The organism is Rhodobacter capsulatus SB 1003, from assembly GCF_000021865.1.
Classification (GTDB): Bacteria; Pseudomonadota; Alphaproteobacteria; order Rhodobacterales; family Rhodobacteraceae; genus Rhodobacter; species Rhodobacter capsulatus_B.
Map to the genome: position 1 here is coordinate 572,227 of NC_014034.1, position 24,672 is coordinate 596,898.

Consider the following 24,672-nt stretch of genomic DNA (forward strand, 5'->3'; position numbering starts at 1 on the left):
GGCAAGACGCACCGGGCCTTGGGGTCCGGTGCGCAAATTGATGGGCGTTATAGTCGGGTGGCGGCGCGGCGCAAGCATCATTCCATGCGCGGCGGGCGGATTTGACCGCGGCCGCGGGCAGGGTGGCTTGACTTTGTCCGGCCTTCGCGGTTGATCGGGCGTCGATACGACAAGCCCGGGAAAGGGGAGAGTGATGCACGCCTATCGCAGCCATACCTGCGCCGCCCTCAGCGCCGCGAATGCGGGTGAGGAAGTTCGTCTGTCCGGCTGGGTGCATCGGGTGCGCGATCACGGCGGTGTGCTCTTCATCGACCTGCGCGACCATTACGGCATCACGCAGATCCTGTGCGACGGTGACAGCCCGGCCTTTGCGGCGCTGGAAAAGGTCCGCGCCGAATGGGTGATCCGCATCGACGGCAAGGTGAAGCTGCGCGACGCCAGCCTGATCAACGCCAAGATCCCGACCGGCGAGATCGAAGTCTACGCCCGGGAGGTCGAAGTTCTGGGCCCGGTCGAGGGCGATCTGCCGGTGCAGGTCTTCGGCGAGCCGGAATATCCGGAAGAAACCCGGCTGACCTATCGCTTCCTTGATCTGCGCCGCGACAGCCTGCATCAGAACATGATGCTGCGTTCGAATGTGGTGCGCAGCCTGCGCAACCGGATGTGGGACCGCGGTTTCACCGAGTTTCAGACGCCGATCATCACCGCGTCCTCGCCCGAAGGGGCGCGCGACTTCCTCGTGCCGTCGCGGCTGCATCCGGGCAAGTTCTACGCCCTGCCGCAGGCGCCGCAGCAGTTCAAGCAGCTGATCATGGTGGCCGGTTTTGACCGCTACTTCCAGATCGCGCCCTGTTTCCGCGACGAAGACCCGCGCGCCGACCGCAGCCCGACCGACTTCTATCAGCTCGACATCGAGATGAGCTTCGTGAAGCAGGAAGACGTGTTCGCCGCGGTGCAGCCGGTGATTCAGGGTCTTTTCGAGGAATTCGGCAAAGGCAAAAAGGTCGATCCGAACTGGCCGCTGATCGCTTATCGCGATGCGCTCAAGTGGTATGGCTCGGACAAGCCCGACCTGCGCAACCCGATCAAGATGGCGGATGTGTCGGAACACTTTAAGGATTCCGGCTTTGCGATTTTTGCGAAACTTCTGGAAAACGAAGGCACCGAGGTTCGGGCGATCCCGGCGCCCACGGGTGGCTCGCGCAAGTTCTGTGACCGGATGAATGCTTTCGCGCAGGCGAACGGGCTGCCGGGCATGGGCTATATCTTCTGGCGAAGCGCCGAAGACGGGTCGATGGAGGCCGCCGGTCCGATCGCGAAAGCGCTGGGGGCCGAGCGCACCGAGGCGATCCGCACGCAGCTGAACCTGGCCGAAGGCGATGCCGTCTTCTTCCTGGGCGGCAAGGCGGAACAATTCGAATCCGTCGCGGGCAAGGCCCGGAACGAGATCGGCCGCGAACTGGGCCTGACCGAGACCGACACTTTCCGCTTTGCCTGGATCGTCGATTTCCCGATGTACGAGAAGACCGACGAGGGCAAGATCGACTTCTCCCACAACCCGTTCTCGATGCCGCAAGGGGGCCTTGAGGCGCTGATGGGCGATCCGCTCAAGGTCTATGCCTATCAATATGACCTCGCTTGCAACGGCTATGAGCTGGTCTCGGGCGGCATCCGCAACCACCGCCCGGACATCATGTTCAAGGCCTTCGAGCTGGCGGGCTACCCCAAGGAAGAGGTCGAGAAACGCTTCGGCGGCATGGTCAAGGCCTTCCGCTATGGCGCGCCGCCGCACGGTGGCTGCGCGGCGGGCATCGACCGGATCGTGATGCTTCTGGCCGATACCGCGAACATCCGCGAAGTCATCATGTTCCCGATGAACCAGCGCGCTGAAGACCTGATGATGGGCGCGCCGTCGGAGCCGATGAACGAACAGCTGCGCGAATTGCGGCTGCGGGTGCTGCCCAAGGACGCGTGATCTTCACGCAAGCGTGAGCAAAAGGATGCCGAAGGTGACGACAGCATCCTTTCGTTTGCGCGTATCCTTTCTGCCGGTCGCTGGGCGGGAGGGCAGGATGGAGTTTTCGCAACTGGCGCAGGTGCGCTTCGGTTTCGGCCCCGCGCCGGGCAAGCCCGGTCCCGCCGATGCCGGGACGATGCTGGCGGCACTGGCCGGCCCCGATGATCTGGCCGCGCGCTGGCCGGGGATGACCACCGAACAGGCGCTGGCCGAAGGCCGGGCCTTTCAGGAGGCGCGCAAGGCTGCCGGAAACGCCAGCCCGGCCGAGGCCAAGGCGGCCGAAGCGGCGCTGACCGCGAAAAAACGGCACATGGCGGGGCTGTTGCGCGACAATCTGCAGCTGTCGCTGGCCCGCGCGGTCGAGGCGCCGGACGGCTTTCGCGAAAGGCTCTGGGCGTTCTGGCGCGACCATTTCACCGTTCTGGCGAAGCGGCGGCAGGATGTCGGCCTGTCCTGCGCCCACGGCGAGGCGCTGCGGCCCCATATCACCGGCAATTTCAAGACCTTGCTGCGGGTGGCCGAAACCCATCCGATGATGCTGATCTATCTGGATCAGACCTTTTCGATCGGTCCGAATTCGCGGCGGGCGCAAAAGCGTCCCGGGCGGGGGTTGAACGAGAACCTGGCCCGCGAGGTGATGGAGCTGCACACCCTGGGCGTGGGCGGGCGTTACAGCCAGGCCGATGTGCGGCAGCTGGCCGAACTGTTCACCGGGATGCAGGCGGATTCGGGCGAGGATTTCACCTTTGCCCCGAATCTGGCCGAGCCGGGGGCCGAAACGGTTCTGGGGAAAAGCTACGGCGGCGATCCGGCGCGGCTGGAAGACATTCACGCCGTGCTGGATGCGCTGGCGCTGCACCCCGACACGGCGCGGCATCTGGCGTGGAAACTGGCGGTGCATTTCGTCGCCCCCGATCCCGATCCGGCGCTGGTGAACGCGATGGCCGAGGCCTATGCGGCGGCCGGGGGGGAATTGATGCCGGTCTATCGGGTGCTGTTGACGCATCCGGCGGCACTGCGGCCGCAATTCGCCAAGGTCCGCCAGCCCTTTGATCATGTCGCCACCGGCTTGCGGGCGCTGGGTCTGGACGGGGCGGCGGTGATGACCTGGGACGAGCGCATGATCCGCGCCCTGGCGCTCGCGCCGATGCGGGCGATGGGGCAATCCTGGCTGGTCACCGACGGTCCCGATGGCTGGCCCGAGGCGGAGGCCGAATGGATCTCTCCGCAGCAGCTGGCGGCGCGGATCAACTGGGCGATGCGGGTGCAGACCCTGCTGGGGCTGCGGCTTGCGGATCCGACGGCCTTTGCCGAAGCGGCGCTGGGGCCGCGGCTGTCGCCCGCGCTGGCGCAGGCGGTGCCGCGGGCGGAAACCCGGGCCGAGGCGGTGGCGCTGGTGCTGGCTTCCGTCGAATTCACAAGGAGATGAACCGATGCTGACACGGCGTTTCTTGTTGAAAGGCGCGCTCCTGGCCGGGTGTTCGGCGGCGGCGCATCCGTTGATGAACGCGGTCACCTTTGCCGCCGTGCCCGGGGATCGGCGGCTGGTGGTGATCATCCTGCGCGGCGGCATGGACGGGTTGGATATCGTGCAGCCCCATGGCGATCCGATGCTGGCGCAGCTGCGCCCCGGTTTCGCCATCGGTCCTGCGGCGGGGGCGGCGGATCTGGACGGGTTCTTCGGGCTGCATCCGCTGCTGGTGCCGAAGCTGATGCCGATGTGGGCGGCGGGCGAGCTGGGCTTCGCCCAGGCCGTTTCCACCCCCTATCGCGACAAGCGCAGCCATTTCGACGGCCAGGACATGCTGGAAGCCGGGACCGGCATGGATGTGCCGGTGTCGCGGATCCGCGACGGCTGGCTGAACCGGCTGTTGCAGACCCTGCCCGGGGCCACGGCCGAGACCGCCTATTCGGTCGGCGAGGAGGAATTGCGCATCCTGTCCGGGGCGGCGCCGACGATGTCCTGGACGCCCGAGGCCTGGCTGGGCCTGTCGTCGCAGGGGCGGCGGCTGCTCGAATCGATCTATCACGACGACCCGCTGTTTCGCGATGCCGCGGAAGATGCGCTGCGGATGACCGCGCCCGAGGCGCAGATGGCCGGGGACGATTCCGCCCCCGCGCCGCGGCGGCGCCCGGCAAAACCCGAGGCGGTGAAAGTGCCCGGCCGTGATCCTCTGGCGGCCTTTGCGGCGGAACGGCTGCGCGGGGCGGCACGGATCGCCGCCTTTTCGCTGACCGGCTGGGACACCCACCGCGGTCAGGTCAATGCGTTGCGCCGCCCGGCCGAGCAGCTGGCGGCGGCGCTGACGACGCTGAAGAGCGAGCTTGGCCCGGTCTGGGGGGAAACGCTGGTGCTGGCGATGACCGAATTCGGCCGCACGGCGCGGCAGAACGGCAGCGGGGGGACCGATCACGGCACCGGCGGCGCGCTGGTGATGGCGGGCGGTGCGCTGAAGGGCGGCAAGGTCTATGGCCGCTGGCCGGGTCTGGCCGAGGCCGATCTTTACGCCGGGCGCGATCTGATGCCGACGGCCGACAGCCGCGCTTATGCCGCCTGGGCCCTGGCGGGGCTGTTCGGCACGCCGCGCGCGGCGCTGGAAGGCGCGATCTTTCCGGGGCTCGAGATGGGGACCGATCCGCGCTTTCTGGCGTGAGTCAGGCGAAGAAGGCGGTCCAGGCGGTGCCGCCCACGGCGACGGCCAGACTAGCCGCGCCCAGGCTGAAGCTGGTCCAATGCGCCGCGTCGATCAGGCGCTGGTCGGTCAGATAACGCAGGGCTTTGGCTTTCATGGCGGTCCTCTGGCAGGGGATCACCCCCCAAGATCCCGCCCGATTGCGGCGGGAATCGGGAAAGATTCGCGCTTTTGCACGACAATTGCGCCCTCGCGCCCGGGCGGTTAGCCTGATCCGAAACGGGAGGGTGAAGATGAAACGATTTGGTGAGGCGGTGACCGGCTGGAAGGCGCCGCAGTTTCCCGATGCCGGGGTGATCGACGGCCGGGCCTGCCGCCTGGAGCGGCTGGAAGAGCGGCATGCCGATGCGCTGTTTCGCGCCAACAGCGAAGATGATGCGATCTGGGATTACCTGCCCTATGGGCCCTTCCCCTCCGAGGCGGGTTATATCCGCTGGGTGGGCGACATGGCGGCCTCGCGCGATCCCCTGTTCTATGCGGTGGTGGAAAAAGAGACGGGCCTGGCTTCGGGGGTGATGTCCTATCTGCGAATCACGCCAGAGATGGGGGTGATCGAGCTGGGGCACATCAACCTGTCGCGGCGGCTGTCGCGCTCGACCGCGGCGACCGAGGCGATGATCCTGATGATGTCCTGGGCCTTCCGGGCGGGCTATCGGCGGTTCGAATGGAAATGCGATGCGCTCAACATCCCGTCGCGCCGGGCCGCCGAACGGCTGGGGCTGAGCTATGAGGGCACGTTCCGGCAGGCGGCGATCGTCAAGGGGCGCAACCGCGACACCGCCTGGTTTGCCGCCACCGACAAGGATTGGCCGGGCCTGCAGGAGGCCTATGAGGCCTGGCTGTCGCCGGCGAATTTCGACGCCAAGGGGCATCAGATCGAGCGCCTTTCGGACCTGACGCGGCTGGTGCGGGTTGCTTCTGATCCGGTGTTGGCCGGGCAGTAAGGCTTTGCGTATTTGAGCCAGGAAAAAGCTGCCGGTTTCTTCTTGGCCCAAATACGCCCTTGTCCCGATCCGTCCGGGGCGCCGGCCTCAGAACCCGGAAGCCGCCGCCAGACGGGCCTGCACGATCCCGGTCAGATGCGAGATCGCGGCCGGGCTGGGGGTGGTCTTGCCCCCCAGCGCCGAGGCAGCCGATTCAAGATCGCCATCATGGGCCGAGCGTGCCACCCCGGCCAGGAACTGCGCCACATAGCCCAGCACCGCGCCATCGGGACCGGCGGCCAGAACCTCGGCCACATGGTTCAGATCGTCGCGCAGGGCGAGCGGATCGGGCGAGACCTTGTCGTCATTCATCGGCCGCACCCCGGCCGGGCGCACGTCGGGCGGCAGGACCGAGAGCACCCGCGCCTGAAAGGCCACCAGCGAATCGAGCGGTTTTTCCATGAAGGCATCCGCCCCCGCCGCCATCGCTTCGGCCATCATGCCGGGATCGCCGGAAAGTCCGATCACCGCCGGGCTGCCGGGACCGGCGGCCTTGATATGGCGGATCAGATCGGCGCCGGAGCCATCGGGCAGGCCCATGTCCACCACCACCACATTCGGCCGGTAGGTGGCCAGATGCCGATGCGCCGAGCGCAGGCAATCGGCCCGGCGGATCCGCGCCCCCGAACGCAGGCACAGAAGCCGTACCGCCTCCGAGGCGAAGCGGCTGTCTTCGACCAGAAGCACGGTCAGCCCCAGAAGCGGGCGTTCCGCGGTGGCGGGTCGGCAGGCAAGGAAAGAGTTCAGATCGTCGGTCATGGCGCCACCCTGGCAGAGGAATTGCGGTCCCATGAGTTAACGATGCATTTGCCTAACGTCGGGTTAACGCAAACAGCGAAAGCCAGGCTTGCATCGCGGTTTTCGCCCCCCTATGCGAAGAAAAGCAAAGGGAGGCCCATCATGATCGGACGTCTGAACCATGTCGCCATCGCCGTGCCGGATCTTGCGGCGGCGTCGGCGCAATATGCCAACACGCTTGGCGCAAAAGTGAATCCGCCGCAGGACGAGCCGGATCACGGCGTCACCGTGGTCTTTATCGAACTGCCCAACACCAAGATCGAGCTTCTTTACCCTCTTGGTGAAAACAGCCCGATTCAGGGCTTTCTGGACAAGAATCCCTCGGGCGGGATCCATCACATGTGTTTCGAGGTCGAGGATATCCTGGCCGCGCGCGACAAGCTCAAGGCCGAGGGCGCCCGCGTTCTGGGCACCGGCGAGCCGAAGATCGGCGCGCATGGCAAGCCCGTGCTCTTCCTGCATCCGAAGGACTTCAACGGCTGCCTGATCGAACTCGAGCAGGTGTAAGCCTTTCGGCTGGCGGGCTCAGCGGCTCGCCAGCCGGTGAAACAGATGGGTGAAGGCGGCAGCGCCCACCACCGGCACGGCCAGGTTCAGCACCGGCACCGTCAGCGGCAGCGCCATCAGCGCGCCCGAGGCCCAGATCGTGCCCTTGTTGGCCGCATAAAGCGCCTTCGCCTCGGCCCGGCCCATGCGCCGCACCGCCGCCATCTGGAAATATTCGCGCCCAAGCAGATAGCCGTTCAGCGCGAAGAAAACGACGGGCGCCAGGGGCCCGACGAACAGATAGACGATCAGCGCCACAAGGTTCGCCCCCAGCACGACGCCGAAAAACCGCAGGCTGTCGCCCAGCGTCTCTGACAGGCTCAGGCGGCGCACGGGGGGCAGGCCGGGGTAATGATGCCGCTCGACCAGGTCGGCGACCTCGTCCAGAAAGAAGCCGGTGAAGATCGAGGCCACCGGCACCATCAGGAAGACCGAGGCGATCAGCATCACGCCCACCGAGGCGATCGACAGCGCCGGGTCGATCCAGCCGATCTCGCCAAAGAAGGGCAGGGTGATCGTGTCGGGGACGAACCAGCCGATCAGTTCAAAAAGGCCGAACCAGACCACGAGCAGCAGAAGGATGGCGAGGCCGATGCCCTTGAGAAGAACTTTCAGCGCGCCGGGACGGGCCAGATCGGCCCAGCCGCGCAGGAAGATGTCAAAGATCATGCGCTTGCCCATGTGATGAGAGTGTCGGGATCGGGGCGGGGACGTTCGGGCGGCACCGCCGTCTCGGTGCCGATATGGATCAGCCCGGCGACCCATTCGCCCTCGGCCAGACCCAATGCCGGGGCGGCAAAGCGCAGATCATGCGCGACCCAGCCGGTCAGCCAGGAAGCCCCCCAGCCCGCCGCCAGCGCGGCATTGAGAAGCTGCATCCCCGCCGCGCCGACCGACAGGGTCTGCTCGATCGCGGGCACCTTTTCGGTGGGCCGGGGCACGGCGATCAGCGCGACGCAGAGCGGGCTTTGCGCGAATTGCGACACGCCCTTGGCCGCCACCTCCTCGGGCAGAAGATGGGTGGCGGCGAACACCGCGGCTTCGTCGGCCAGCCGTTCCAGCGCGGGCTTTTCCAGAACGACAAAGCGCCAGGGCTCCAGCTTGCCGTGATCGGGCACCCGCGCGGCGATGGTCAGGATCTCGCGCAGCGCGGCCCGGTCGGGCGCCGGGGCGGCGAGCAGCTTCGGCGGCCGCGAGCGGCGGGTGGCAAGGAAGGTGAGGGCCGCGGCGTCGCGCCGGGCGGGGTTGACGGTGCCGGGGGGAATATCCATCGCGCATCTCCTGTCTGAGAAAGATATCGGCGGTCGCGTTCCGGATTGCAAGGACGGGACTTGCCCGGCCGGGCGGGGGCGGTAGAAGGGGGCATGAATGAGGATCTGAGCCATCTTGCGCAACCGGGCGCCGAAATCGCGCTGCGCGTGACCCCCAAGGCCTCGCGCAACGAGATCGTCGTGGCCGAGGATGGGCTGCGCGCCTATGTGACGGTGGTGCCCGAGGGCGGCAAGGCCAATGCGGCAGTGGTGAAACTGCTGGCGAAAAGCCTCGGCGTGGCGAAATCGCGGCTGACCCTGATCCGGGGGGAAACCGCGCGTGACAAGGTGTTCCGCCTCGATTGAGGCGGCCCGGGCAGGGGGCGCTGCCCCCTCTTTCGGCTGCGCCGAAATTCACCCCCGGGATATTTGAGGCAAGATAACGGGCGCCTATCACCTTGGTGCAAATATCCGGGGGGTGAGGCCGAAAGCCGAGGGGGCAGCGCCCCCTTTTCCCGTCGTGTGGATCGCGCAACGTTCAGGCGGATTTTCTCCCTGCGGCATCGCTGCATCTGGTCGCTGAGGGATTTGTGAGTTTTCCTGACCAAAGGGTCGAAGCGGATCTCGGTCCGCATTTGGGCGCAGGCAGTGCGCATGCCGGACGGGTCGGGCTGTTCGGGAACGTGGTGTCTTGTCCGCGGTCCTGTCACATGTTCGGACTGGTCGGGGACGAAAAATGGTCGGATTTGGCAGATTGCTGGTGTTGCTCGCCGTCATGGCGATTTCGGGGTATTGGGTGTTGCGATTGTCGATGGCGTCGCGAAAACGTGAAGCCCTCGAGGCGGCCTGGAACGAGGGCGCGGGTGATGCGTTGGATTTCGACGCCTATCTAAAGAGCGGAATGGCCGCATGGGAAAGCAGCCTGCCGCAGCGCATGTTGCGTCTGGTGATGCTGCTGCCTTTCGCGGTCGTGGGCGCACTCGTCTTTTTCGCCAACTGAGAGGTGAGCATGGGATACGTCAAATGGACTTTCTGGCTGCTGATCGCGGTGATCTGCGGCAGCTTGCTGCACTATACCCTGCCCCGGCACGAGATCGTGCGGGTGGTCAACATCTATCAGGAACGGCAGGATCTGAGCGGCTGGACCAGCATCTTCTGGTCGGGGCCGAAGGTGAAATCCGGCACGCAGACGAGCTATGACGTGCAGTTCATCTCTTCGGTGACGCCCGAAGGCAAACCGAAGGTCTATCGCAACCAGGACACCGGCTGGGGCTGGCCGCCCTATTTCAAGTTCGATACCGCCAATCTGGCCACGCAGGCGGCCAATCAGCAATCGAATGCCGAGTCGCCGAAATGGGTCGACGTGACCTATTACGGCTGGCGCAGCGAATTGTTCTCGATCTTCCCGAATGCGGTCTCGATCAAGCCCGTGGACGGGCCGGATGTGTCGATCGTTCCGTGGTTCAACATCGTCTTCCTGACGCTGCTGGTGATGGCGATCCTGACCGTGCGGGCGCTGTGGATCCAGTTTCGCCGCAATGCGATCGATCCGGTTCTGGGCGATGTCGCCGATGCGATCGAGGATGTGACCGACCGCGCCGAATCGGGCGTCGACAGGGCCCGCGGCATGTTCGACGACCTGACCGGGAAGAAGTGATCAAGGCGGGCGCTGCCCGCAGGGCCTTGAGATCTTTCGCGCAAGATGAAGCAGACCGCGTCCGGGTCCCGGGCGCGGTTTTTGGGTTCAGATGCCGTAGGGCACCCAGATGGTTTTCGTCTGCGTGGCTTGCGTGAGCGTTTCCCGCAGATCCTGCGCCGCCCAGTCGCGCGCCGTCGGGCACCAGGTCGCCTTGAGGTTGGCTGCGCTGTCGCGTTCCACCCGCGCGGCGCCTTCGGGCGTGCCCGCATACCAAAGCGCGGCCACGTCGTCGTGGCCCGCCAGCACCTGCGCCAGATCTTCGCGCGGGCCCGAGATCAGGTTGACCACCCCGCCCCGCACGTCCGAGGTATCGAGCACCTGCGCGAAATCGGCCGCCACAAGCGGTTGTGCCATCGCCGGGATCGCCACCACCCGGTTGCCCGCCGCGATCGCGGGCAGCACCAGCGCGGCCAGCCCGAGCAGCGGTTGGCGGTTGGCGCAGGCGATGCCCAGAACGCCCCAGGGCTCGGGCCGGGTCAGGGTCAGCATCTGCGGCTTGGTCTGGATCACCGCGCCCGCGATCTTGTCGGCCAGCGCGGCGGCGCGGAAGGCGAGCCGGATCGTCTGCGCGACTTCGGCGGGATCATCGCCGCTCTCGGCCAGACGCGCCTCGAACTCTGCCGCCCGAAGCGACAGGTTCTCGGCCAGGAAGTAAAGCACCTGCGCCCGGGCGGCGCCGGTCAGCTTCGACCAGCCCGACGCCTTGTGCGCGGCCTCGACCGCGTTGCGGATGTCCTTGCGCCCGCCCAGGGGGGCAAGGCCGATCTCGCGGCCCGCATGGGTGACGCGCCAGCTGTGCCCGCCCTCGGGACGTTTCTGCGCGCCGCCGATGTACAGCTTCGCCGTGCGGTCGATCGGCTGCGGCAGGGCGGGGTCGGGGCAGGGGGCGGCGCTGAAATCCGGGGCGGGGGCCTCTGGCTGCGGCGCGGCCGCGGGGGGGCGCAGGAAGGCGCGCAGAGCCGCGCGCCCGCCGGTGCGGCCAAGGCCGCTCTCGCGCTTGCCATCCGAGGGGGCGGCGGCATCGGCGGTGCCGTGGCTGTTGATCCAGACCGTCCCGGTCGCCAGTTTCGCCGCAACATCCTGTGCCAGCGTGATGTTTTCCGACCAGACCGAGGCGGCACGTCCCTGCCGACTGGCATTGGCCAGCGCGATCGCTTCGGCGGGCGTGCGGAAGCTGGCCAGTGTCGCAATCGGGCCAAGGCCGTCTTCGGTCACGCAGGGATTGGTCGGTTGCGCGTCCAGCAACAGCCCGGGGGCGACGAAATTGCCCTGCGCGGGCAGGGGGGCGGACGATTGCAGCAGCCGTGCCCCGGCCGCGACGCCGCGGGCCAGCAGCGCCAGGACGCGGTCGCGCTGCGCCGCCGAGACGAGGGCGCCAATGTCGGTGCCCTTGTCGAGCGGATCGCCCAGCCGCAGCTTCTCCATCCGGGCGGTCAGCCGGGCGGTGAAGCGCTCGGCCACCGCTTCGGCGACAAGGATCCGCGCCCCGCCCGCACTGCTCTCGCCCTGACCGGTCCAGGCCGCGGTCACGACGCCCTCGACCGCCGCGTCCAGATCGGCATCGGCAAAGACGAGAACGGGGGATTGGCCGCCCAGCTCCAGCCCCAGCGCCTTGCCCGAGCCCGCCGTGGCCTTGCGGATCGCACGGCCGATGTCGGTCGCGCCGGTGAAGGCGATCTTGTCGACTTCGGCCGCGACCAGGGCGGCGCCGGTCGCGCCATCGCCGGTGACGATGTTCAAAACGCCCGCAGGCAGGCCGATCTCGAGGCAGATCTCGGCAAGGGCAAGGGCCGACAGCGGCGTTTCCTCGGCCGGTTTCACCACCACGGTATTGCCCGCGGCCAGCGCCGGGGCGAGGGTCCGGAGCAGTCCCGGAAGCGGGCAGCCTGACGGCAGGATCGCCCCGACGACGCCCAGCGGCTCCAGACCGGGGAATTCCCCGGCGCAGAGTTCGGCCCAGCCGGCGTGGTGGTAGACCTCGCGGATCGCCAGCGGCAGGTCGATGTCGCGGCATTCCCTGATCGGCTTTCCGGTATCCAGAACTTCCAGAATTCTAAGAAATGCTTCGCGTTTCTGCAGGTTGCGCGCAAGGGCATAAAGCCATTTCGCCCGCTCATGCCCCGAAAGCGCGGTCCAGCCGGGGGCGGCGGCCCTTGCGGCGGCGACGGCGGCGGTCACATCGGCCGCGCTCCCCCGGGTGACTTCGGCCAGGGGCTCGTCGGTGGCCGGGTTATGCACCGCAAGCTGCGGCCCGGGCGCGGTCATCGCCCCGCCGATCAGATGGCCAAAGCGCCCGCGCGCCTGCAGCCACCCCATCACCTCGCCCGCGGCCTCGGGGGCGGGGCCATAATCCATCGTCGTCAGGATGTCGTTCACGGAAGGCATCTTTCCCTCAGGCAAGCGCGTGGCGGTGGCTGGCGGCATAGCGGCCGGTGACATGGGTTTCGAGCTGGCGTTCGATATCGCCCAGCATCGAGGAGGCGCCCAGACGGAAGAGATCGGGCCGGAGCCAATCGGTGCCCAGCTCTTCCTTCATCAGGATCTGCCAATTCAGCGCGTCCTTGGCGGTCTTCATCCCGCCCGCGGGCTTGAAGCCGATCTTCACCCCGGTCCGCGCGCCAAAGTCGCGCAGCGCGCGCGCCATCACCAACGACACCGGCAGGGTGGCATTCACCCCCTCCTTGCCGGTCGAGGTCTTGATGAAATCGGCCCCCGCCTGCATCGCCACCATCGCGGCCTTGTAGACATTCGACAGCGTCTGCAGATCGCCCGTCGCCAGGATCGCCTTCATATGCGCCGCGCCGCAGGCCTCGCGCATCGCGGCGATCTCGTCATGGAGTTGCGCCCAATCGGCCCGCAGCACCAGCGCCCGCGAAATCACGATGTCGATTTCCGCCGCGCCCTGTTCGACGGCATAACGGATCTCGGCCAGCCGCAGCGGCAGCGGCATCAGCCCGGCGGGAAAGCCCGTCGCCACCGAGGCCACGGGAATTTCCGTGCCTTGCAAGGCCCGGACCGCCGCCGCCACCATCGTCGGATAGACGCAGACGGCGCCGGTGGTCAGCCCCTCCAGCCCCAGCCCGGCCAGGATGTGATCGGCGAGCGGCGCCCGCGCCTTGGCGCAAAGCCGCGCCACCCGCGCCTCGGTATCGTCGCCCGACAGCGTCGTCAGATCCATGCAGCGGATCGCATTCACCAGCCAGGCGGCCTGCCATTGCTTCTTCGGCGACCGGCTGGCCACCAGCTGCGCGGCGCGGGCCTCGGCGGCGGGGGTGTTGACGGCGATCTCCTCGAACCAGCTGCGGTCGAGGGGGAAGCCGGGATTGCGAAGATGAGGATCGGTCATGGCGGGCCCGTGGTTGCGTTCCCGCAGGCTAGCGGCTGCCGCCCCGGGCTTCAATGACCGGCAAAGGCGCAGATTTCGGCGCCGATTTACTCTGACGTGCGGAAACTTCGCCAAACCGGCGGGAAATCGTTGCGGCAAGAGCCGTTTTGCGCATTCTGACGGCATTTGAGGTGATCATGACGATGATGGCGTTGCGAATCGAGGAACGGGTGGCGTTTGCCATCGAGCGGCTGCTGCGGGCGGATGACTCCTGGCGCGGTCTGGTGCGGGACATGGTCGATCGCTGGCCGGAGGAACCGCCGCTGGAACTGGGGTTCACGCTGGTCTCGGCGGCCTCGGCGATCGAAAGCTCTTTCGCGGAAGGCAGCCCCGCGCGCGAGGCGGCGATGCAGGGCTATCGGCTGGCGGCGCTGGTCAGCATGGATGTGCATGCGATGCAGCTTCTGGGCATGGCCTGCGACCGGGCCGACCATCTGCTGGCCTATTGGGACATCGACCCGTTCTTCGCAAGACTCTGAAAGTTCCGAAAACGGAAAAGCCCCGCCGAGGCGGGGCTTTCGGGATCGCTTCGGGCGAAGCCTCAGGCGTTGGCGGCGCGGATCTGGTCGGCGCGGCCCTTGTCATAGGCGATGCCCTTGTCGTCGAAGAGCTTGTCGAGTTCGCCCGAGAGCATCATTTCGGTGACGATGTCGCAGCCGCCGACGAAGTCGCCCTTGACGTAAAGCTGCGGGATCGTCGGCCAGTCGGAATAATCCTTGATGCCCTGGCGCACCTCGGCATCGGCCAGCACGTTGACGTCCTTGTAGGTCACGCCCAGGTAGTTCAGCACGCCCGCGACGCGGCTGGAAAACCCGCATTGCGGCATTTCCTTCGTGCCCTTCATGTAAAGGATGACATCGTTTCCGGCGATATCGGCCTTGATCTGGTCGAGTGCGGTCATGGGAGGGTCCTTTCTGCGAAACGTGAACCGCGGCTCATTCGGCCTTGGTGGTCAGGGCAAGGGCGTGCAGCGGCGCATTCGGCCCGTCCATCGCGCCTTTCAGCGTGGCGAAGACGGCGCGTTGCTGCTGCACCCGGTTCAGCCCCTTGAACGAGGCATCGATCACTTCGGCCCCCCAGTGGTTGCCGTCCCCGGCAAGGTCGGTGATGGTGATCTTTGCATCGGGAAACCCGGCGCGGATCAGGGCTTCGATGTCACTGGCTTCCATCGGCATGGGCAACTCCTTGTTCTGGGATCAATCTAGGCCGCGGGGGCAGAGGCGACAAGAGCCAAGCACCGGTTGCGTGTGCCAAGTGACGCAGCGGGCAGGGGCCGCGGCGAGGACGGGGGTCAGGACGGGGGCAAGTGTCGCCGAGCTCGGGGGGGCGCTTCTGCCCGCCCCGGAGCTTGCGTTTTCAGCCTTCGACGGCGGCGGCGAAGGCGGTGCGGTAAAGCGTGCTGAGCTCTGCCAGCGGCGCGGTGTCGGCGCCAAGGGCGACTGTCGCGCCGCCGAAGATGCCGACCCGGTCGAGCGGAACGCCCGCGGCCTGCGCCGCAGCTTCCAGCGCCTCGGCCCCGGCCTCGTCGCAGGCGACAAGGTAGCGGGCCTGATCCTCGCCGAACAGCTGGGCGATGTCGCCGCTGTCCAGCTGCACGCCGATCCCGGCGGCCTCGGCCAGCTCAAACGCCGCCAGCGCCAGACCGCCATCGGTCAGATCGGCGGCGGCTTTCAGCACCCGGCCATTGGCGCGGATGAATTCGCCATGCTTGCGTTCATCGGCCAGATCGACCGGCGGCGCATCGCCCGCCTCGATCCCGAAGGCCTCGGCGGCCAGCGCCGATTGCCCCAGATGGCCATGCGTCACGCCGATCACCAGCGCGATATCGCCCGCTTCCGGCAGCCCGCCGATCAGATCATCGAGCGATTTCAACAGGCCCACGGCGCCGATCGTCGGCGTCGGCAGGATGCCCGACCCATCGGTTTCGTTGTAAAGCGAGACGTTGCCCGAGACGATCGGGAAGTCGAGCGCCCGGCAGGCCTCGCCGATGCCTTTGATCGCGCCGACGAACTGGCCCATGATCTCGGGCTTTTCCGGGTTGCCGAAGTTCAGGTTGTCGGTCGTGGCCAAGGGCAGCGCGCCCACGGCCGAGAGGTTGCGATAGGCTTCCGCCACCGCCTGCTTGCCGCCCTCGAACGGGTTGGCTTTCACGTAACGGGGCGTCACGTCGCTGGTGAAGGCCACCGCCTTGTTGGTGCCATGGATCCGCACGACGCCCGCGCCCAGACCCGGACGGCGCACGGTGTCGCCCATCACCTGGGTGTCATATTGCTCGAAGACCCAGTTCTTCGCGGCATAGTTCGGCGAGCCGATCAGCGCCTTCAGCGCGGCAATCGGGGTGATCTCCGGCAGCGCGCCCAGCGGCGCGGCGGCGGGCGTTTCCACCCAGGGACGATTGTATTCCGGCGCCGCCGAGGAGAGTTTCGACAGCGGCAGATCGGCCTTCACCTCATTGCCATGCAGGATCAGGAAGCGGTCCTCGGCGATCGTCTCGCCGACGATGGCGAAATCCAGATCCCATTTTTCAAAGATCGCCCGTGCCTCGGCCTCTTTCTCGGGCTTGAGCACCATGAGCATGCGTTCCTGAGACTCGGACAGCATCATCTCGTAGGCGGTCATGTTCTTTTCGCGCTGCGGCACGGCGTCAAGGTTCAGCTTGATGCCAAGCCCGCCCTTGTCGCCCATCTCCACCGCCGAACAGGTCAGGCCCGCGGCGCCCATGTCCTGAATCGAGATCACCGCATCGGTCTGCATCAGCTCCATGCAGGCTTCCATCAGGCATTTCTCGGTGAAGGGGTCGCCGACTTGCACGGTCGGGCGTTTTTCTTCGATCGTGTCGTCGAATTCGGCCGAAGCCATGGTGGCCCCGCCGACGCCGTCGCGGCCGGTCTTGGCGCCAAGGTAGACCACCGGCATGCCGACGCCCGAAGCGGCGCAGTAAAAGATGTTGTCGGTCTGCGCGAGGCCCGCGGCAAAGGCGTTCACCAGACAGTTGCCGTTGTAGCTTTTGTGGAAGCGCACTTCGCCGCCGACATTCGGCACGCCAAAGCAGTTGCCGTAAGAGCCCACGCCCTCGACCACACCCTTGACCAGATGCGGGGTTTTCGGGTGGGAGGGCACGCCGAAGGACAGGCTGTCCATCGCCGCGATCGGCCGGGCGCCCATGGTGAAGACGTCACGCAAAATGCCGCCGACGCCCGTCGCCGCGCCCTGATGCGGTTCGATGTAGCTGGGGTGGTTGTGGCTTTCCATCTTGAAGATGATCGCCTGCCCGTCGCCGATATCGACGACGCCCGCGTTCTCGCCGGGGCCGCAGATCACCTGCGGGCCGGTGGTGTGCAGCGTGCGCAGCCAGACCTTGGACGATTTGTAGGAACAATGCTCGTTCCACATCGCCGAGAAGATGCCCAGCTCGGTAAAGCTCGGTTCCCGGCCGATGATCTCGAGGATGCGCTGATACTCATCCGGTTTCAGCCCATGGGCGGCAATCAGGTCGGGGGTGATCTGCGGCTCGGTCATCGGCTCCTCCGGCATCGGCTTTGGCTTCCCTTAGAACATCGGGGCCGGTCGGGGAAGGGGCCTGCGCGCTGCGGGGGCGGATTTTGCCGCGGCCGTCGCAAGGCGATACAGCCAGAGCGCGAGAGCGGTGCAAAACGACGCGGAGCGGTCGGAAAACGCCGCTTTTACCCGAAGATAAAAAAAGGGCCGAGACAAGCTCGGCCTTAGTCCAACAGGGAGGTAGAAGGTGATGCGCGTTTCCGCAACTCATCGCCTTCGAAGCCCGATTTATGGGCAGAATAAGAACGGTTCAAGGAGAATCATGCTGCGAGTGCAGCATGGCAGCTATGCGTTGCGCGAATGTCTGATTTCGCTTGCCGGTTGCGTCTGCCCCGGGATCAGTCGACGGCGGCGTCGCCGGTCTGGGCGCGGCGATAGGCAAGGATCTCTTCCTGCACGAAATCGCGGAAGGCATTGACCCGGCGCGAGGAGCGCAACTCCTCGGGATAGGCAAGGAAAACGGGCACTTCGACCGACTCGACCGCGGGCAGGACACGTTCCAGATAGGGGAAATCGGCGGTCAGGTAATCGGGCAGCACGCCGACGCCGATATGGTTCAAGACGCCCTGCAGCACGCCGAAATAATTGTTCACCATCAAGGTGGACGGCACGCCATGCGCCATCACGCTTTGGGTCAGCTGGGCGCCCGCCTGCACCTGCGGCGTGGCGGGGTTCTGGCAGATCAGCCGGTGTTTCGCCATGTCCTCGATCCGCTCGGGCCGTCCGGCGCGGGCGATGTATTCGGGCGTCGCGTAAAGCCGCATGCGGATGTTGATCAGCCGCTTGCGGATCAGGTCGGCCTGGGCCGGTTCCTTCATCCGGATCGCCACATCGGCCTCGCGCATCGGCAGGTCCAGCACCCGTTCTTCCAGCAAAAGGTCGATCTTCAGATCGGGATAGCGGTCGTAAAGTTTCACCAGCCGCGGCGCCAGCCACATCGTGCCGAAACCGACCGTGGTCGTCACCTTCAGCTCGCCGAAGACCTCTTCCTCGCTGTCGCGGATGCGCGCGGCGGCGGCATCGAGCTTTTTCGCCATCGTCGAGGTGGCGTCGAACAGCAGTTCGCCCTGTTCGGTCAGGATCAGGCCGCGGGCGTGACGGTGAAAGAGGGTGGTGCCCAGCGATTCTTCCAGCGCCCGGATCTGCCGGCTGACGGCCGATTGCGACAGGTGCAGCGCATCGCCCGCATGGGTCAACGACCCGGCATCCGCCACCGCGTGGAAGATGCGCAACTTGTCCCAGTCCATGCCGTTCACGACGTCACCTGTTCATACCTGTTCTGCATCGGCTGCATACCTAAAACGCGGTCTCTTCACAAATGGCTTTCGGTCAAATTCGCTGTTAGCGCGTAAACTTTGTTGTCGCAGCGACTTTTGTGCATCCACGCAGAGGCGGCGGCCCGGCCCACTCGCGCAATAGGCGTTTATTTCCGCGCCCGAGAGGCTTAGAACCATGGAAAGCGCGGTTCAGGCGCAAAGGGTGGAGAGGCAGGCATGGCAGTTGGTGTTTTCGACAGTGGTCTGGGCGGTCTGACGGTCTATGAGGCGGTCTCGAAGCGGCTGCCCGAGGTGGCCTTTGTCTATTATGGCGACAATGCCCATGCGCCCTACGGCGTGCGCACCCCCGACGACATCTACAACCTGACCTGCCGCGGCGTCCAACGGCTGTGGGACGAGGGCTGCGATCTGGTGATTCTGGCCTGCAACACGGCCTCCGCCGCGGCGCTGAAAAGGATGCAGGAACATTGGATCCCGAAGGACAAGCGGGTTCTGGGCGTCTTCGTGCCGCTGATCGAGGCGCTGACGGAACGGCAATGGGGCGACAACAGCCCGCCGCGTGAAGTGGCGGTGAAACATGTGGCGCTGTTCGCGACGCCCGCGACGGTTGCCAGCCGGGCGTTCCAGCGCGAACTCGCCTATCGCGCCATCGGGGTCGATGTCGAGGCGCAGCCCTGCGGCGGCGTCGTCGATGCGATCGAGGCGGGGGACGAGATTCTGGCCGAGGCGCTGGTGCGCTCGCATGTCGAGGCGCTCAAGCGCCGGATGCCGCACCCCGAGGCGGCGATCCTGGGCTGTACCCATTACCCCTTGATGCAAAAGACCTTTCAGGAGGCCCTGGGGCCGCAGGTCAAGGTTTACAGCCAGGCCAATCTGGTGGCCGAAAGCCTGGCCGACTATCTGACCCGCAAGCCCGAATTCCTGGGCCCGGGCACGGTGTCGAAATTCATCACCACCGGCGATGCGGCCTCGGTTTCGATGCATGCGACGCAGTTCCTGCGCCACCGCATCAGCTTCGAGGCCGCCTGAGGCTCAGCCGAAGCGGTTCGGCCCCGGCGTGCCGCGCGAACACATGAACACCAGCATCGTGATGCTGTAGCCCATCATCAGCAGGAACAGGATCCCGAAAAGGCCAAGCGCCGTCGCATCCGGCGGGCTTCCGTTCGCCTGAGCTGCGGCGGCAAGAAGGCCGATGAGAAGGCCGACCGGGATGAACGCCAGATAGAATCCGCCGACCCACCAGCCCGAGCGGTCGGTGTCATGCAGTCGCCGCACCGTCACCGAGAGCGAGGGCAGAAAGGTCGCCAGCGAGACCAGGCCGCTCAGCGCCGCGCCGTCGCGGCCCATCACCGCTTCCAGAAAACCGCCGACAAAGCCCAAAAGCAGGCAGAACAGGAAAAACCACCAATATTCCGAGCGGCTTGCCCGGCCCCGGAAGGTGACATAATTCTGGAAGCAGACCTTGATCGCCTCGGGGAAGCTGCGCGCGGGGGCGGCACCCGAAGCGGCTGCGCCATAGGATCCGGCCCCCGGATAGGCTGCGCCCGGATAGCCCGTCCCGCCAAAGGCGGCGGCGCCCGGCATCGCGGGCGGTCCGGCCGGCGGCGGCGCTGCCGGGGCAAAGGGCTGGGGTGCAAAGGCGAAATGCCGGTCTGCCCGTTCCCAATTCGCCATCCCGCCGGACCAGACCAGCGTGTCGGCCTTGACCCGTCCGGCCCGGATCAGATCGCGGATCACCAATTCGTCCACCGGGCCTTCGCTCTTGCCCGCCCATGCGTAATGCCACGCCTTCGCCATGAAACCCTCGCGCAAACTTTGCTTGCGTGGCACCTTAGCCTGAGGCAGGACGGGGCGACAATTGCGGAGACGAAAATGACCCAGAAAATCGCCATCCTCGGGGCTTCGGGCTATACCGGCGCCGAGCTTGCCCGCATCATTGCGACCCATCCCGAGATGGAGATCACGGCGCTCTCGGGCGACCGAAAGGCCGGGATGCGCATGGGCGAGGTCTTTCCGCATCTGCGTCACATCGGGCTGCCCGATCTGGTGAAGATCGAGGAGATCGACTTTTCCGGCATCGATCTGGCCTTTTGCGCGCTGCCGCATGCGACCAGCCAGGCGGTCATCGCCGAATTGCCGCGGGATCTGAAGGTGGTGGATCTCTCTGCCGATTTCCGGCTGCGCGACGCGGCCGAATATGAAAAATGGTATGGCAAGCCGCATGCGGCGATGGATCTGCAGGCCGAGGCGGTCTATGGCCTGACCGAATTCTACCGCGAAGAGCTGAAAACGGCGCGGCTTTGCGCGGGCACCGGCTGCAATGCCGCGGCGGGGCAATATGCGATCCGCCCGCTGATCGAGGCGGGTGTGATCGATCTGGATGAAATCGTCATCGACCTGAAGGCAGGGGTGTCGGGGGCCGGACGCTCGCTGAAGGAAAACCTTTTGCATGCGGAACTTGCGGGCGGCACCATGCCCTATTCGGCGGGCGGCAAGCATCGGCATCTGGGCGAATTCGATCAGGAATTCTCCAAGGTGGCGGGGCGGCCGGTGCGGGTGCAGTTCACGCCGCATCTGATGCCCTTCAACCGCGGGATTCTGGCGACCGTCTATGTCCGCGGCACCCCCGAAGACATCCATGCCGCGCTGGCCAGCCGCTATGAAAACGAGGTTTTCCTGGAGGTGCTGCCCTTTGGTCAGCTGGCCTCGACGCGTTCGGTCGCCGGGTCGAACTTCGTGCATCTGGGCGTGATCGGCGACCGGCTGCCGGGCCGCGCGGTGGTGACCGTGGCGCTCGACAACCTCACCAAGGGCTCTTCGGGGCAGGCGATCCAGAACGCCAACCTGATGCTGGGCCTGCCCGAAACCCTGGGGCTGATGCTGGCCCCGGTCTTCCCGTAACGCAGGGGCAGGACGATGAGAAACCTGAAGAAAACGCGGCGCATCCAGATTCTGCTGGTGGCGGGCGGGGCGCTTGTGCTCTCGACCGCGCTGATCGGCTACGGCATGCGCGACGGCATCAACTTCTTCCGCGCCCCCTCGCAGATCGTCGCCGAACCGCCCGCCGCGGGCGAGGTGTTCCGGCTGGGCGGTCTGGTCGAAGCGGGCACGCTGGTGCGCGGGCAGGGCGAGGAGATCACCTTCAAGGTCACTGATGGCGGCGCCTCGGTCCCGGTCACCTTCACCGGCGTGCTGCCCGACCTCTTTGGCGAGGGCAAGGGGATGGTCGGCACCGGCGAGATGGTCGAGGGCACCTTTGTCGCCCGCGAAATCCTGGCCAAGCATGACGAAAACTACATGCCCAAGGAAGTCACCGAGGCGCTGAAGGAACAGGGCGTCTACCGCGATCCGGCCCAGCCCGAGGGCTGAGCGCTCCGGTTTCGGATCGTTAACCTGATTTCGCCACCCTTTGCACTCAGCCAAGGGGGATCGGATGAGATCTGTCTACGAGATTGCCAAGGAAATCGTCGCCCGCGAGGGGGGCTATGTGAACGACCCCTCCGACCCCGGGGGGGCGACGAATTACGGGGTGACGCTGGGCACCTTGCGGCGGCTGGGCCTTGATCTGAACCGCGACGGGGTGGTGAGCGCGCGCGACCTGCGGCTTGTTTCCCCCGATCAGGCGGCCGAGATCTATGTCAGCCAGTATTTCAAGGCGCCGAAACTGGATCAGCTGCCCGCGGTGGTGCAGGCCCCGGTTTTCGACATGCAGGTGAATGCCGGGGCGCATGCGATCCGCATTCTGCAGGAGCTGTTGGGCCGGATGGGCCATCCGGTCGCCGTCGATGGCGTGCTGGGGCCGCAGACGATCGCGGCGGCGCAGGCGGCGGCGGCGCGGGATCCGCAGCTTTTCGTCGATGCCTACGGGATCGCGCGGCGGAATTACTACTACGATCTGGCGGATCGCCGCCCGGCGAGCCGGAAATATGCGACGACGCGGGCGGGCGGCAAGGGCGGCTGGATCCTGCGTGCCGAGGCCTTCATCTCGCCCCGCTTCCATCTGAGCGCGGCGCAGCATCGGGCACGGGTGGCGGCATGGGGCTGATCGGGACGATCCTGGGCTCGCCCGCGGCGACGGGGGCGATCGGCACGGCGGTCACTTCGGTGGCCGAGGTCTTCACGCCGAATGCGACAAAGAAGATGGAGGCCGCCGCCGCGGCCTGGCAGGCGGCGCTTGCGGAACACGGGGCCGAGTTCCAACATGCAAGGCCGGGGCTGTTCGACCGGTTCGTCAACGGGTTGAACCGGCTGCCGCGGCCGATGCTGGCGCTCGGCACGCTCGGTCTTTTCGTCTATGCGATGATCGACCCGACGGGGTTCGAGACGCGGATGGTCGGGCTGAATGCGGTGCCAGAGCCGCTCTGGTGGCTTCTGGGCGCCATCGTCGGCTTTTACTTCGGCGCGCGGGAGTTTCATTACAACCGCATCCGCAGCACCCCCGCCCCGGTGCCGGTCGGCCCCGCCGAGGACAATCCGGCGCTGAGCGAATTCCTGTCGAAAGGGGATGCCGGGGCCGCGCCTGCAGCGTGATCAAAAGATCCGGGTGGGCCGGTCAAAGACCTTCCGGCCCCTCGGCGCGGCGACCGGCTTCGCCTTACTCCCGCCGGCCGGCGAAGCGTTTCGCCCAGTCTTCGCGCTCTTCGTCGGTGATCTTGCGGAACAGGTTTTCGGGCACCGCAAAGGCATGACCTTCGGGCAGGCTGCGGATGGCCGCATCCAGATCTTCGGGCCAAGTCCAGTCGTCGCAGTTCAGCGCCGTCATGATCGCCTGCGCCGCATCCGGAATGAAGGGACGCGAGAGCACGGCATAAAGCCGGATCAGGTTGAGCGCGAAGGCGATGATGCCCCGCGCGGCGGCCTCGTCAGTCTTCACCACGCTCCAGGGCGCGGCGGCCTGCAGATATTCGTTGCCCAGCACCCAAAGCGCGCGCAGCTCCTCGGCGGCGCGGCGGACGTGGATCTCGTCCATCGCCTTTTCATAAGCCGCCAGCCCGTCGCGGAATTGCGCCATCAGCGCGGTTTCCCGTTCGGTCAGCACCACCGTCGCGGGCATTTCCGTGCCGAATTTCGAATTGCAGAACTTCGTCACCCGGCTGACAAGGTTGCCCAGAACATCGGCCAGATCCTTGTTCACCGAGGCCTGGAAATTCTCCCAGGTGAATTCGGCATCCGCACTTTCGGGCGCGTGGCTGAGCAGCCACCAGCGCCAGTAATCGGACGGCAGGATGCCAAGCGCCTGATCCATGAAGACGCCGCGCCCGCGCGAGGTGGAGAACTGGCCGCCGTCATAGTTCAGATAGTTGAAGGACTTGATGTAATCGACCAGCTTCCACGGCTCGGCCGAGCCAAGGATGGTCGAGGGGAAGGACAGCGTGTGGAAGGGCACGTTGTCCTTGCCCATGAACTGGGTATAGGTCACGTCTTCCGCGCCCTGATCAAGCCGCCACCAGCGCGCCCAGTCGCCGCCGGTCTTCTCGGCCCATTCCTGCGTGCCCGCGATATATTCGATCGGCGCATCGAACCAGACATAGAAGACCTTGCCCTCCATCCCCGCCCAGGGGGCGCCGTCGAATTGCGCGGGAACGCCCCAGCTCAGATCGCGGGTGATGCCGCGGTCCTGCAGCCCCTCGCCATCGAACAGCCATTTCTTCGCGATCGAGGTCGAGAGCACCGGCCAGTCGGTCTTGCTGTCGATCCAGGCGGCCAGCTTGTCCTTCATCGCCGATTGGCGCAGGAACAGATGCTTCGTCTCGCGCATTTCCAGATCGGTCGAGCCCGAGATCACCGAGCGCGGATTGATCAGATCGACCGGGTCAAGCTGCTTGGTGCAATTGTCGCATTGATCGCCGCGGGCGCTTTCGAAACCGCAATTCGGGCAGGTGCCCTCGATGTAGCGGTCGGGCAGGAAGCGGCCGTCGGTCACCGAATACATCTGTTTTTCGGTGACTTCGCGGATCAGCCCCTGATCGGCCAGCGCCTTGGCGAAATGCTGGGTCAGGGCGCGGTTCTGCGGGCTCGAAGACCGGCCGAAGTGATCGAAGCTCAGCCGGAAGCCGCCCGCGATCGCCGCCTGCACGTCATGCATTTCCGCGCAATAGTCGGCGACGGGCTTGCCCGCCTTGGCCGCGGCCAGTTCCGCGGGGGTGCCGTGTTCGTCCGTGGCGCAGATGAACATCACCTCATGGCCGCGTCCGCGCAGATAGCGCGCGTAAAGATCGGCCGGCAGCTGGCTGCCCACAAGGTTGCCCAGATGCTTGATGCCGTTGATATAGGGAATCGCCGAGGTGATGAGATGACGCGCCATGACCCTTGCCCGCTTGCCGCAACTGCAGCCCTTTAGCGTGGCGGGCCGTCGCTGGCCAGAGGCTTTCGCCCTTTTGACCGCGTGACCTGCGACAGTCCGTCTTATGGACCGACACAATCTCGTGCTTGCGGAACTGAACGAAGCAGTGCACAGCTTAGACGT

The 24,672-nt window shown here is 66.3% G+C and carries 26 protein-coding genes; 14 read left to right on the forward strand and 12 right to left on the reverse strand.

Annotation, left to right across the window (positions count from 1 at the left end; all coding sequences use genetic code 11):
- Nucleotides 1–193 precede the first annotated feature (193 nt).
- The 3 genes from aspS (at nt 194) to RCAP_RS02700 (ending at nt 4,671) form a co-directional block, all read left to right on the forward strand.
- Nucleotides 194–1,975: an aspartate--tRNA ligase gene (gene aspS / locus RCAP_RS02690; RefSeq protein ID WP_013066276.1), complete on the forward strand. Its 1,782-nt coding sequence runs from the start codon at nt 194–196 to the stop codon at nt 1,973–1,975.
- 97 nt (nt 1,976–2,072) lie between these two features.
- A complete protein-coding gene (locus RCAP_RS02695; RefSeq protein WP_013066277.1) occupies nt 2,073–3,446 on the forward strand; it encodes a DUF1800 domain-containing protein in 1,374 nt (457 codons plus the stop codon).
- A 4-nt stretch (nt 3,447–3,450) separates the two neighbouring features.
- Nucleotides 3,451–4,671 (forward strand): DUF1501 domain-containing protein, encoded by a 1,221-nt coding sequence (locus RCAP_RS02700; RefSeq protein ID WP_013066278.1) that lies wholly within the window; start codon nt 3,451–3,453, stop codon nt 4,669–4,671.
- A gap of 1 nt (nt 4,672) precedes the next feature.
- Here the strand turns inward: RCAP_RS02700 and RCAP_RS20005 are convergent, their stop codons facing one another.
- Entirely contained in the window at nt 4,673–4,807 is a 135-nt protein-coding gene (locus RCAP_RS20005) for a hypothetical protein (protein ID WP_013066279.1), read from the reverse strand.
- A gap of 136 nt (nt 4,808–4,943) precedes the next feature.
- Here RCAP_RS20005 and RCAP_RS02705 point away from each other — a divergent pair, with 136 nt between their 5' ends.
- Entirely contained in the window at nt 4,944–5,654 is a 711-nt protein-coding gene (locus RCAP_RS02705) for a GNAT family N-acetyltransferase (RefSeq protein WP_013066280.1), read from the forward strand.
- 87 nt (nt 5,655–5,741) lie between these two features.
- Here RCAP_RS02705 and RCAP_RS02710 read toward each other — a convergent pair whose 3' ends face one another.
- Nucleotides 5,742–6,452, reverse strand: coding sequence for a response regulator (locus RCAP_RS02710; protein ID WP_013066281.1), 711 nt, complete (start codon nt 6,450–6,452; stop codon nt 5,742–5,744).
- A 141-nt stretch (nt 6,453–6,593) separates the two neighbouring features.
- Here RCAP_RS02710 and mce point away from each other — a divergent pair, with 141 nt between their 5' ends.
- Nucleotides 6,594–6,998, forward strand: a complete 405-nt coding sequence (gene mce, locus RCAP_RS02715; RefSeq protein ID WP_013066282.1) for a methylmalonyl-CoA epimerase — start codon at nt 6,594–6,596, stop codon at nt 6,996–6,998.
- An 18-nt stretch (nt 6,999–7,016) separates the two neighbouring features.
- Here mce and RCAP_RS02720 read toward each other — a convergent pair whose 3' ends face one another.
- Both RCAP_RS02720 and RCAP_RS02725 read right to left on the reverse strand, forming a co-directional pair.
- Entirely contained in the window at nt 7,017–7,706 is a 690-nt protein-coding gene (locus tag RCAP_RS02720) for an EI24 domain-containing protein (protein ID WP_013066283.1), read from the reverse strand.
- Nucleotides 7,703–8,308: a nitroreductase family protein gene (locus tag RCAP_RS02725; RefSeq protein ID WP_013066284.1), complete on the reverse strand. Its 606-nt coding sequence runs from the start codon at nt 8,306–8,308 to the stop codon at nt 7,703–7,705. The genes RCAP_RS02720 and RCAP_RS02725 overlap by 4 nt, the downstream gene beginning before the upstream one ends.
- 93 nt (nt 8,309–8,401) lie before the next feature.
- On the opposite strand from RCAP_RS02725, the gene RCAP_RS02730 reads away from it, so the two are divergent.
- The 3 genes from RCAP_RS02730 to RCAP_RS02740 all read left to right on the forward strand — a co-directional run bounded on the left by RCAP_RS02730 (nt 8,402) and on the right by RCAP_RS02740 (nt 9,944).
- Nucleotides 8,402–8,653, forward strand: a complete 252-nt coding sequence (locus tag RCAP_RS02730) for a DUF167 domain-containing protein (RefSeq protein WP_013066285.1) — start codon at nt 8,402–8,404, stop codon at nt 8,651–8,653.
- A 370-nt stretch (nt 8,654–9,023) separates the two neighbouring features.
- Nucleotides 9,024–9,287: a hypothetical protein gene (locus RCAP_RS02735; RefSeq protein WP_013066286.1), complete on the forward strand. Its 264-nt coding sequence runs from the start codon at nt 9,024–9,026 to the stop codon at nt 9,285–9,287.
- Nucleotides 9,288–9,296: 9 nt separating this feature from the next.
- Entirely contained in the window at nt 9,297–9,944 is a 648-nt protein-coding gene (locus tag RCAP_RS02740) for a DUF1523 family protein (RefSeq protein WP_013066287.1), read from the forward strand.
- Nucleotides 9,945–10,031: 87 nt separating this feature from the next.
- Here RCAP_RS02740 and RCAP_RS02745 read toward each other — a convergent pair whose 3' ends face one another.
- Both RCAP_RS02745 and deoC read right to left on the reverse strand, forming a co-directional pair.
- A complete protein-coding gene (locus RCAP_RS02745) occupies nt 10,032–12,371 on the reverse strand; it encodes an aldehyde dehydrogenase family protein (RefSeq protein ID WP_013066288.1) in 2,340 nt (779 codons plus the stop codon).
- Between the two features lie 7 nt (nt 12,372–12,378).
- Entirely contained in the window at nt 12,379–13,332 is a 954-nt protein-coding gene (gene deoC, locus RCAP_RS02750) for a deoxyribose-phosphate aldolase (protein ID WP_013066289.1), read from the reverse strand.
- Nucleotides 13,333–13,508: 176 nt separating this feature from the next.
- Between deoC and RCAP_RS02755 the strand changes: the two genes are divergently transcribed.
- The gene (locus RCAP_RS02755) at nt 13,509–13,850 is read left to right on the forward strand and encodes a hypothetical protein (RefSeq protein ID WP_131618276.1); all 342 of its coding nucleotides are present in this window, start codon (nt 13,509–13,511) and stop codon (nt 13,848–13,850) included.
- Between the two features lie 62 nt (nt 13,851–13,912).
- On the opposite strand, the gene grxD is transcribed toward RCAP_RS02755, so the two are convergent.
- From grxD to RCAP_RS02775, 4 genes are all read right to left on the reverse strand, one after another.
- Entirely contained in the window at nt 13,913–14,272 is a 360-nt protein-coding gene (gene grxD, locus RCAP_RS02760; RefSeq protein ID WP_013066291.1) for a Grx4 family monothiol glutaredoxin, read from the reverse strand.
- A gap of 34 nt (nt 14,273–14,306) precedes the next feature.
- Complete coding sequence (locus RCAP_RS02765) at nt 14,307–14,546, reverse strand: BolA/IbaG family iron-sulfur metabolism protein (protein ID WP_013066292.1); 240 nt, start codon at nt 14,544–14,546, stop codon at nt 14,307–14,309.
- Nucleotides 14,547–14,727: 181 nt separating this feature from the next.
- Nucleotides 14,728–16,890: a phosphoribosylformylglycinamidine synthase subunit PurL gene (gene purL, locus RCAP_RS02770; protein ID WP_013066293.1), complete on the reverse strand. Its 2,163-nt coding sequence runs from the start codon at nt 16,888–16,890 to the stop codon at nt 14,728–14,730.
- Between the two features lie 377 nt (nt 16,891–17,267).
- A complete protein-coding gene (locus RCAP_RS02775) occupies nt 17,268–18,176 on the reverse strand; it encodes a LysR family transcriptional regulator (RefSeq protein ID WP_013066294.1) in 909 nt (302 codons plus the stop codon).
- Nucleotides 18,177–18,422: 246 nt separating this feature from the next.
- Here RCAP_RS02775 and RCAP_RS02780 point away from each other — a divergent pair, with 246 nt between their 5' ends.
- The gene (locus RCAP_RS02780; RefSeq protein WP_013066295.1) at nt 18,423–19,235 is read left to right on the forward strand and encodes a glutamate racemase; all 813 of its coding nucleotides are present in this window, start codon (nt 18,423–18,425) and stop codon (nt 19,233–19,235) included.
- Between the two features lie 3 nt (nt 19,236–19,238).
- On the opposite strand, the gene RCAP_RS19130 is transcribed toward RCAP_RS02780, so the two are convergent.
- Entirely contained in the window at nt 19,239–20,003 is a 765-nt protein-coding gene (locus RCAP_RS19130; RefSeq protein ID WP_013066296.1) for a DUF805 domain-containing protein, read from the reverse strand.
- A 75-nt stretch (nt 20,004–20,078) separates the two neighbouring features.
- Between RCAP_RS19130 and argC the strand changes: the two genes are divergently transcribed.
- The 4 genes from argC (at nt 20,079) to RCAP_RS02805 (ending at nt 22,736) form a co-directional block, all read left to right on the forward strand.
- The gene (gene argC / locus RCAP_RS02790; RefSeq protein ID WP_013066297.1) at nt 20,079–21,107 is read left to right on the forward strand and encodes an N-acetyl-gamma-glutamyl-phosphate reductase; all 1,029 of its coding nucleotides are present in this window, start codon (nt 20,079–20,081) and stop codon (nt 21,105–21,107) included.
- 15 nt (nt 21,108–21,122) lie between these two features.
- A complete protein-coding gene (gene ccmE / locus RCAP_RS02795; protein WP_013066298.1) occupies nt 21,123–21,575 on the forward strand; it encodes a cytochrome c maturation protein CcmE in 453 nt (150 codons plus the stop codon).
- 64 nt (nt 21,576–21,639) lie between these two features.
- Complete coding sequence (locus tag RCAP_RS02800; protein ID WP_013066299.1) at nt 21,640–22,251, forward strand: holin-associated N-acetylmuramidase; 612 nt, start codon at nt 21,640–21,642, stop codon at nt 22,249–22,251.
- The gene (locus tag RCAP_RS02805; RefSeq protein WP_013066300.1) at nt 22,242–22,736 is read left to right on the forward strand and encodes a holin family protein; all 495 of its coding nucleotides are present in this window, start codon (nt 22,242–22,244) and stop codon (nt 22,734–22,736) included. The genes RCAP_RS02800 and RCAP_RS02805 overlap by 10 nt, the downstream gene beginning before the upstream one ends.
- Nucleotides 22,737–22,800: 64 nt before the next feature.
- Here the strand turns inward: RCAP_RS02805 and metG are convergent, their stop codons facing one another.
- Entirely contained in the window at nt 22,801–24,510 is a 1,710-nt protein-coding gene (gene metG / locus RCAP_RS02810) for a methionine--tRNA ligase (protein WP_013066301.1), read from the reverse strand.
- Nucleotides 24,511–24,672: the final 162 nt, after the last annotated feature.

What these genes read in the sequence shown, in the direction of transcription:
- aspS (WP_013066276.1), top strand. Translation starts at nt 194, where the DNA reads ATGCACGCCTATCGCAGCCATACCTGCGCCGCCCTCAGCGCCGCGAAT.
- RCAP_RS02695 (WP_013066277.1), top strand. Translation starts at nt 2,073, where the DNA reads ATGGAGTTTTCGCAACTGGCGCAGGTGCGCTTCGGTTTCGGCCCCGCG.
- RCAP_RS02700 (WP_013066278.1), top strand. Translation starts at nt 3,451, where the DNA reads ATGCTGACACGGCGTTTCTTGTTGAAAGGCGCGCTCCTGGCCGGGTGT.
- RCAP_RS20005 (WP_013066279.1), bottom strand. Translation starts at nt 4,807, where the DNA reads ATGAAAGCCAAAGCCCTGCGTTATCTGACCGACCAGCGCCTGATCGAC.
- RCAP_RS02705 (WP_013066280.1), top strand. Translation starts at nt 4,944, where the DNA reads ATGAAACGATTTGGTGAGGCGGTGACCGGCTGGAAGGCGCCGCAGTTT.
- RCAP_RS02710 (WP_013066281.1), bottom strand. Translation starts at nt 6,452, where the DNA reads ATGACCGACGATCTGAACTCTTTCCTTGCCTGCCGACCCGCCACCGCG.
- mce (WP_013066282.1), top strand. Translation starts at nt 6,594, where the DNA reads ATGATCGGACGTCTGAACCATGTCGCCATCGCCGTGCCGGATCTTGCG.
- RCAP_RS02720 (WP_013066283.1), bottom strand. Translation starts at nt 7,706, where the DNA reads ATGATCTTTGACATCTTCCTGCGCGGCTGGGCCGATCTGGCCCGTCCC.
- RCAP_RS02725 (WP_013066284.1), bottom strand. Translation starts at nt 8,308, where the DNA reads ATGGATATTCCCCCCGGCACCGTCAACCCCGCCCGGCGCGACGCCGCG.
- RCAP_RS02730 (WP_013066285.1), top strand. Translation starts at nt 8,402, where the DNA reads ATGAATGAGGATCTGAGCCATCTTGCGCAACCGGGCGCCGAAATCGCG.
- RCAP_RS02735 (WP_013066286.1), top strand. Translation starts at nt 9,024, where the DNA reads ATGGTCGGATTTGGCAGATTGCTGGTGTTGCTCGCCGTCATGGCGATT.
- RCAP_RS02740 (WP_013066287.1), top strand. Translation starts at nt 9,297, where the DNA reads ATGGGATACGTCAAATGGACTTTCTGGCTGCTGATCGCGGTGATCTGC.
- RCAP_RS02745 (WP_013066288.1), bottom strand. Translation starts at nt 12,371, where the DNA reads ATGCCTTCCGTGAACGACATCCTGACGACGATGGATTATGGCCCCGCC.
- deoC (WP_013066289.1), bottom strand. Translation starts at nt 13,332, where the DNA reads ATGACCGATCCTCATCTTCGCAATCCCGGCTTCCCCCTCGACCGCAGC.
- RCAP_RS02755 (WP_131618276.1), top strand. Translation starts at nt 13,509, where the DNA reads ATGACGATGATGGCGTTGCGAATCGAGGAACGGGTGGCGTTTGCCATC.
- grxD (WP_013066291.1), bottom strand. Translation starts at nt 14,272, where the DNA reads ATGACCGCACTCGACCAGATCAAGGCCGATATCGCCGGAAACGATGTC.
- RCAP_RS02765 (WP_013066292.1), bottom strand. Translation starts at nt 14,546, where the DNA reads ATGCCGATGGAAGCCAGTGACATCGAAGCCCTGATCCGCGCCGGGTTT.
- purL (WP_013066293.1), bottom strand. Translation starts at nt 16,890, where the DNA reads ATGACCGAGCCGCAGATCACCCCCGACCTGATTGCCGCCCATGGGCTG.
- RCAP_RS02775 (WP_013066294.1), bottom strand. Translation starts at nt 18,176, where the DNA reads ATGGACTGGGACAAGTTGCGCATCTTCCACGCGGTGGCGGATGCCGGG.
- RCAP_RS02780 (WP_013066295.1), top strand. Translation starts at nt 18,423, where the DNA reads ATGGCAGTTGGTGTTTTCGACAGTGGTCTGGGCGGTCTGACGGTCTAT.
- RCAP_RS19130 (WP_013066296.1), bottom strand. Translation starts at nt 20,003, where the DNA reads ATGGCGAAGGCGTGGCATTACGCATGGGCGGGCAAGAGCGAAGGCCCG.
- argC (WP_013066297.1), top strand. Translation starts at nt 20,079, where the DNA reads ATGACCCAGAAAATCGCCATCCTCGGGGCTTCGGGCTATACCGGCGCC.
- ccmE (WP_013066298.1), top strand. Translation starts at nt 21,123, where the DNA reads ATGAGAAACCTGAAGAAAACGCGGCGCATCCAGATTCTGCTGGTGGCG.
- RCAP_RS02800 (WP_013066299.1), top strand. Translation starts at nt 21,640, where the DNA reads ATGAGATCTGTCTACGAGATTGCCAAGGAAATCGTCGCCCGCGAGGGG.
- RCAP_RS02805 (WP_013066300.1), top strand. Translation starts at nt 22,242, where the DNA reads ATGGGGCTGATCGGGACGATCCTGGGCTCGCCCGCGGCGACGGGGGCG.
- metG (WP_013066301.1), bottom strand. Translation starts at nt 24,510, where the DNA reads ATGGCGCGTCATCTCATCACCTCGGCGATTCCCTATATCAACGGCATC.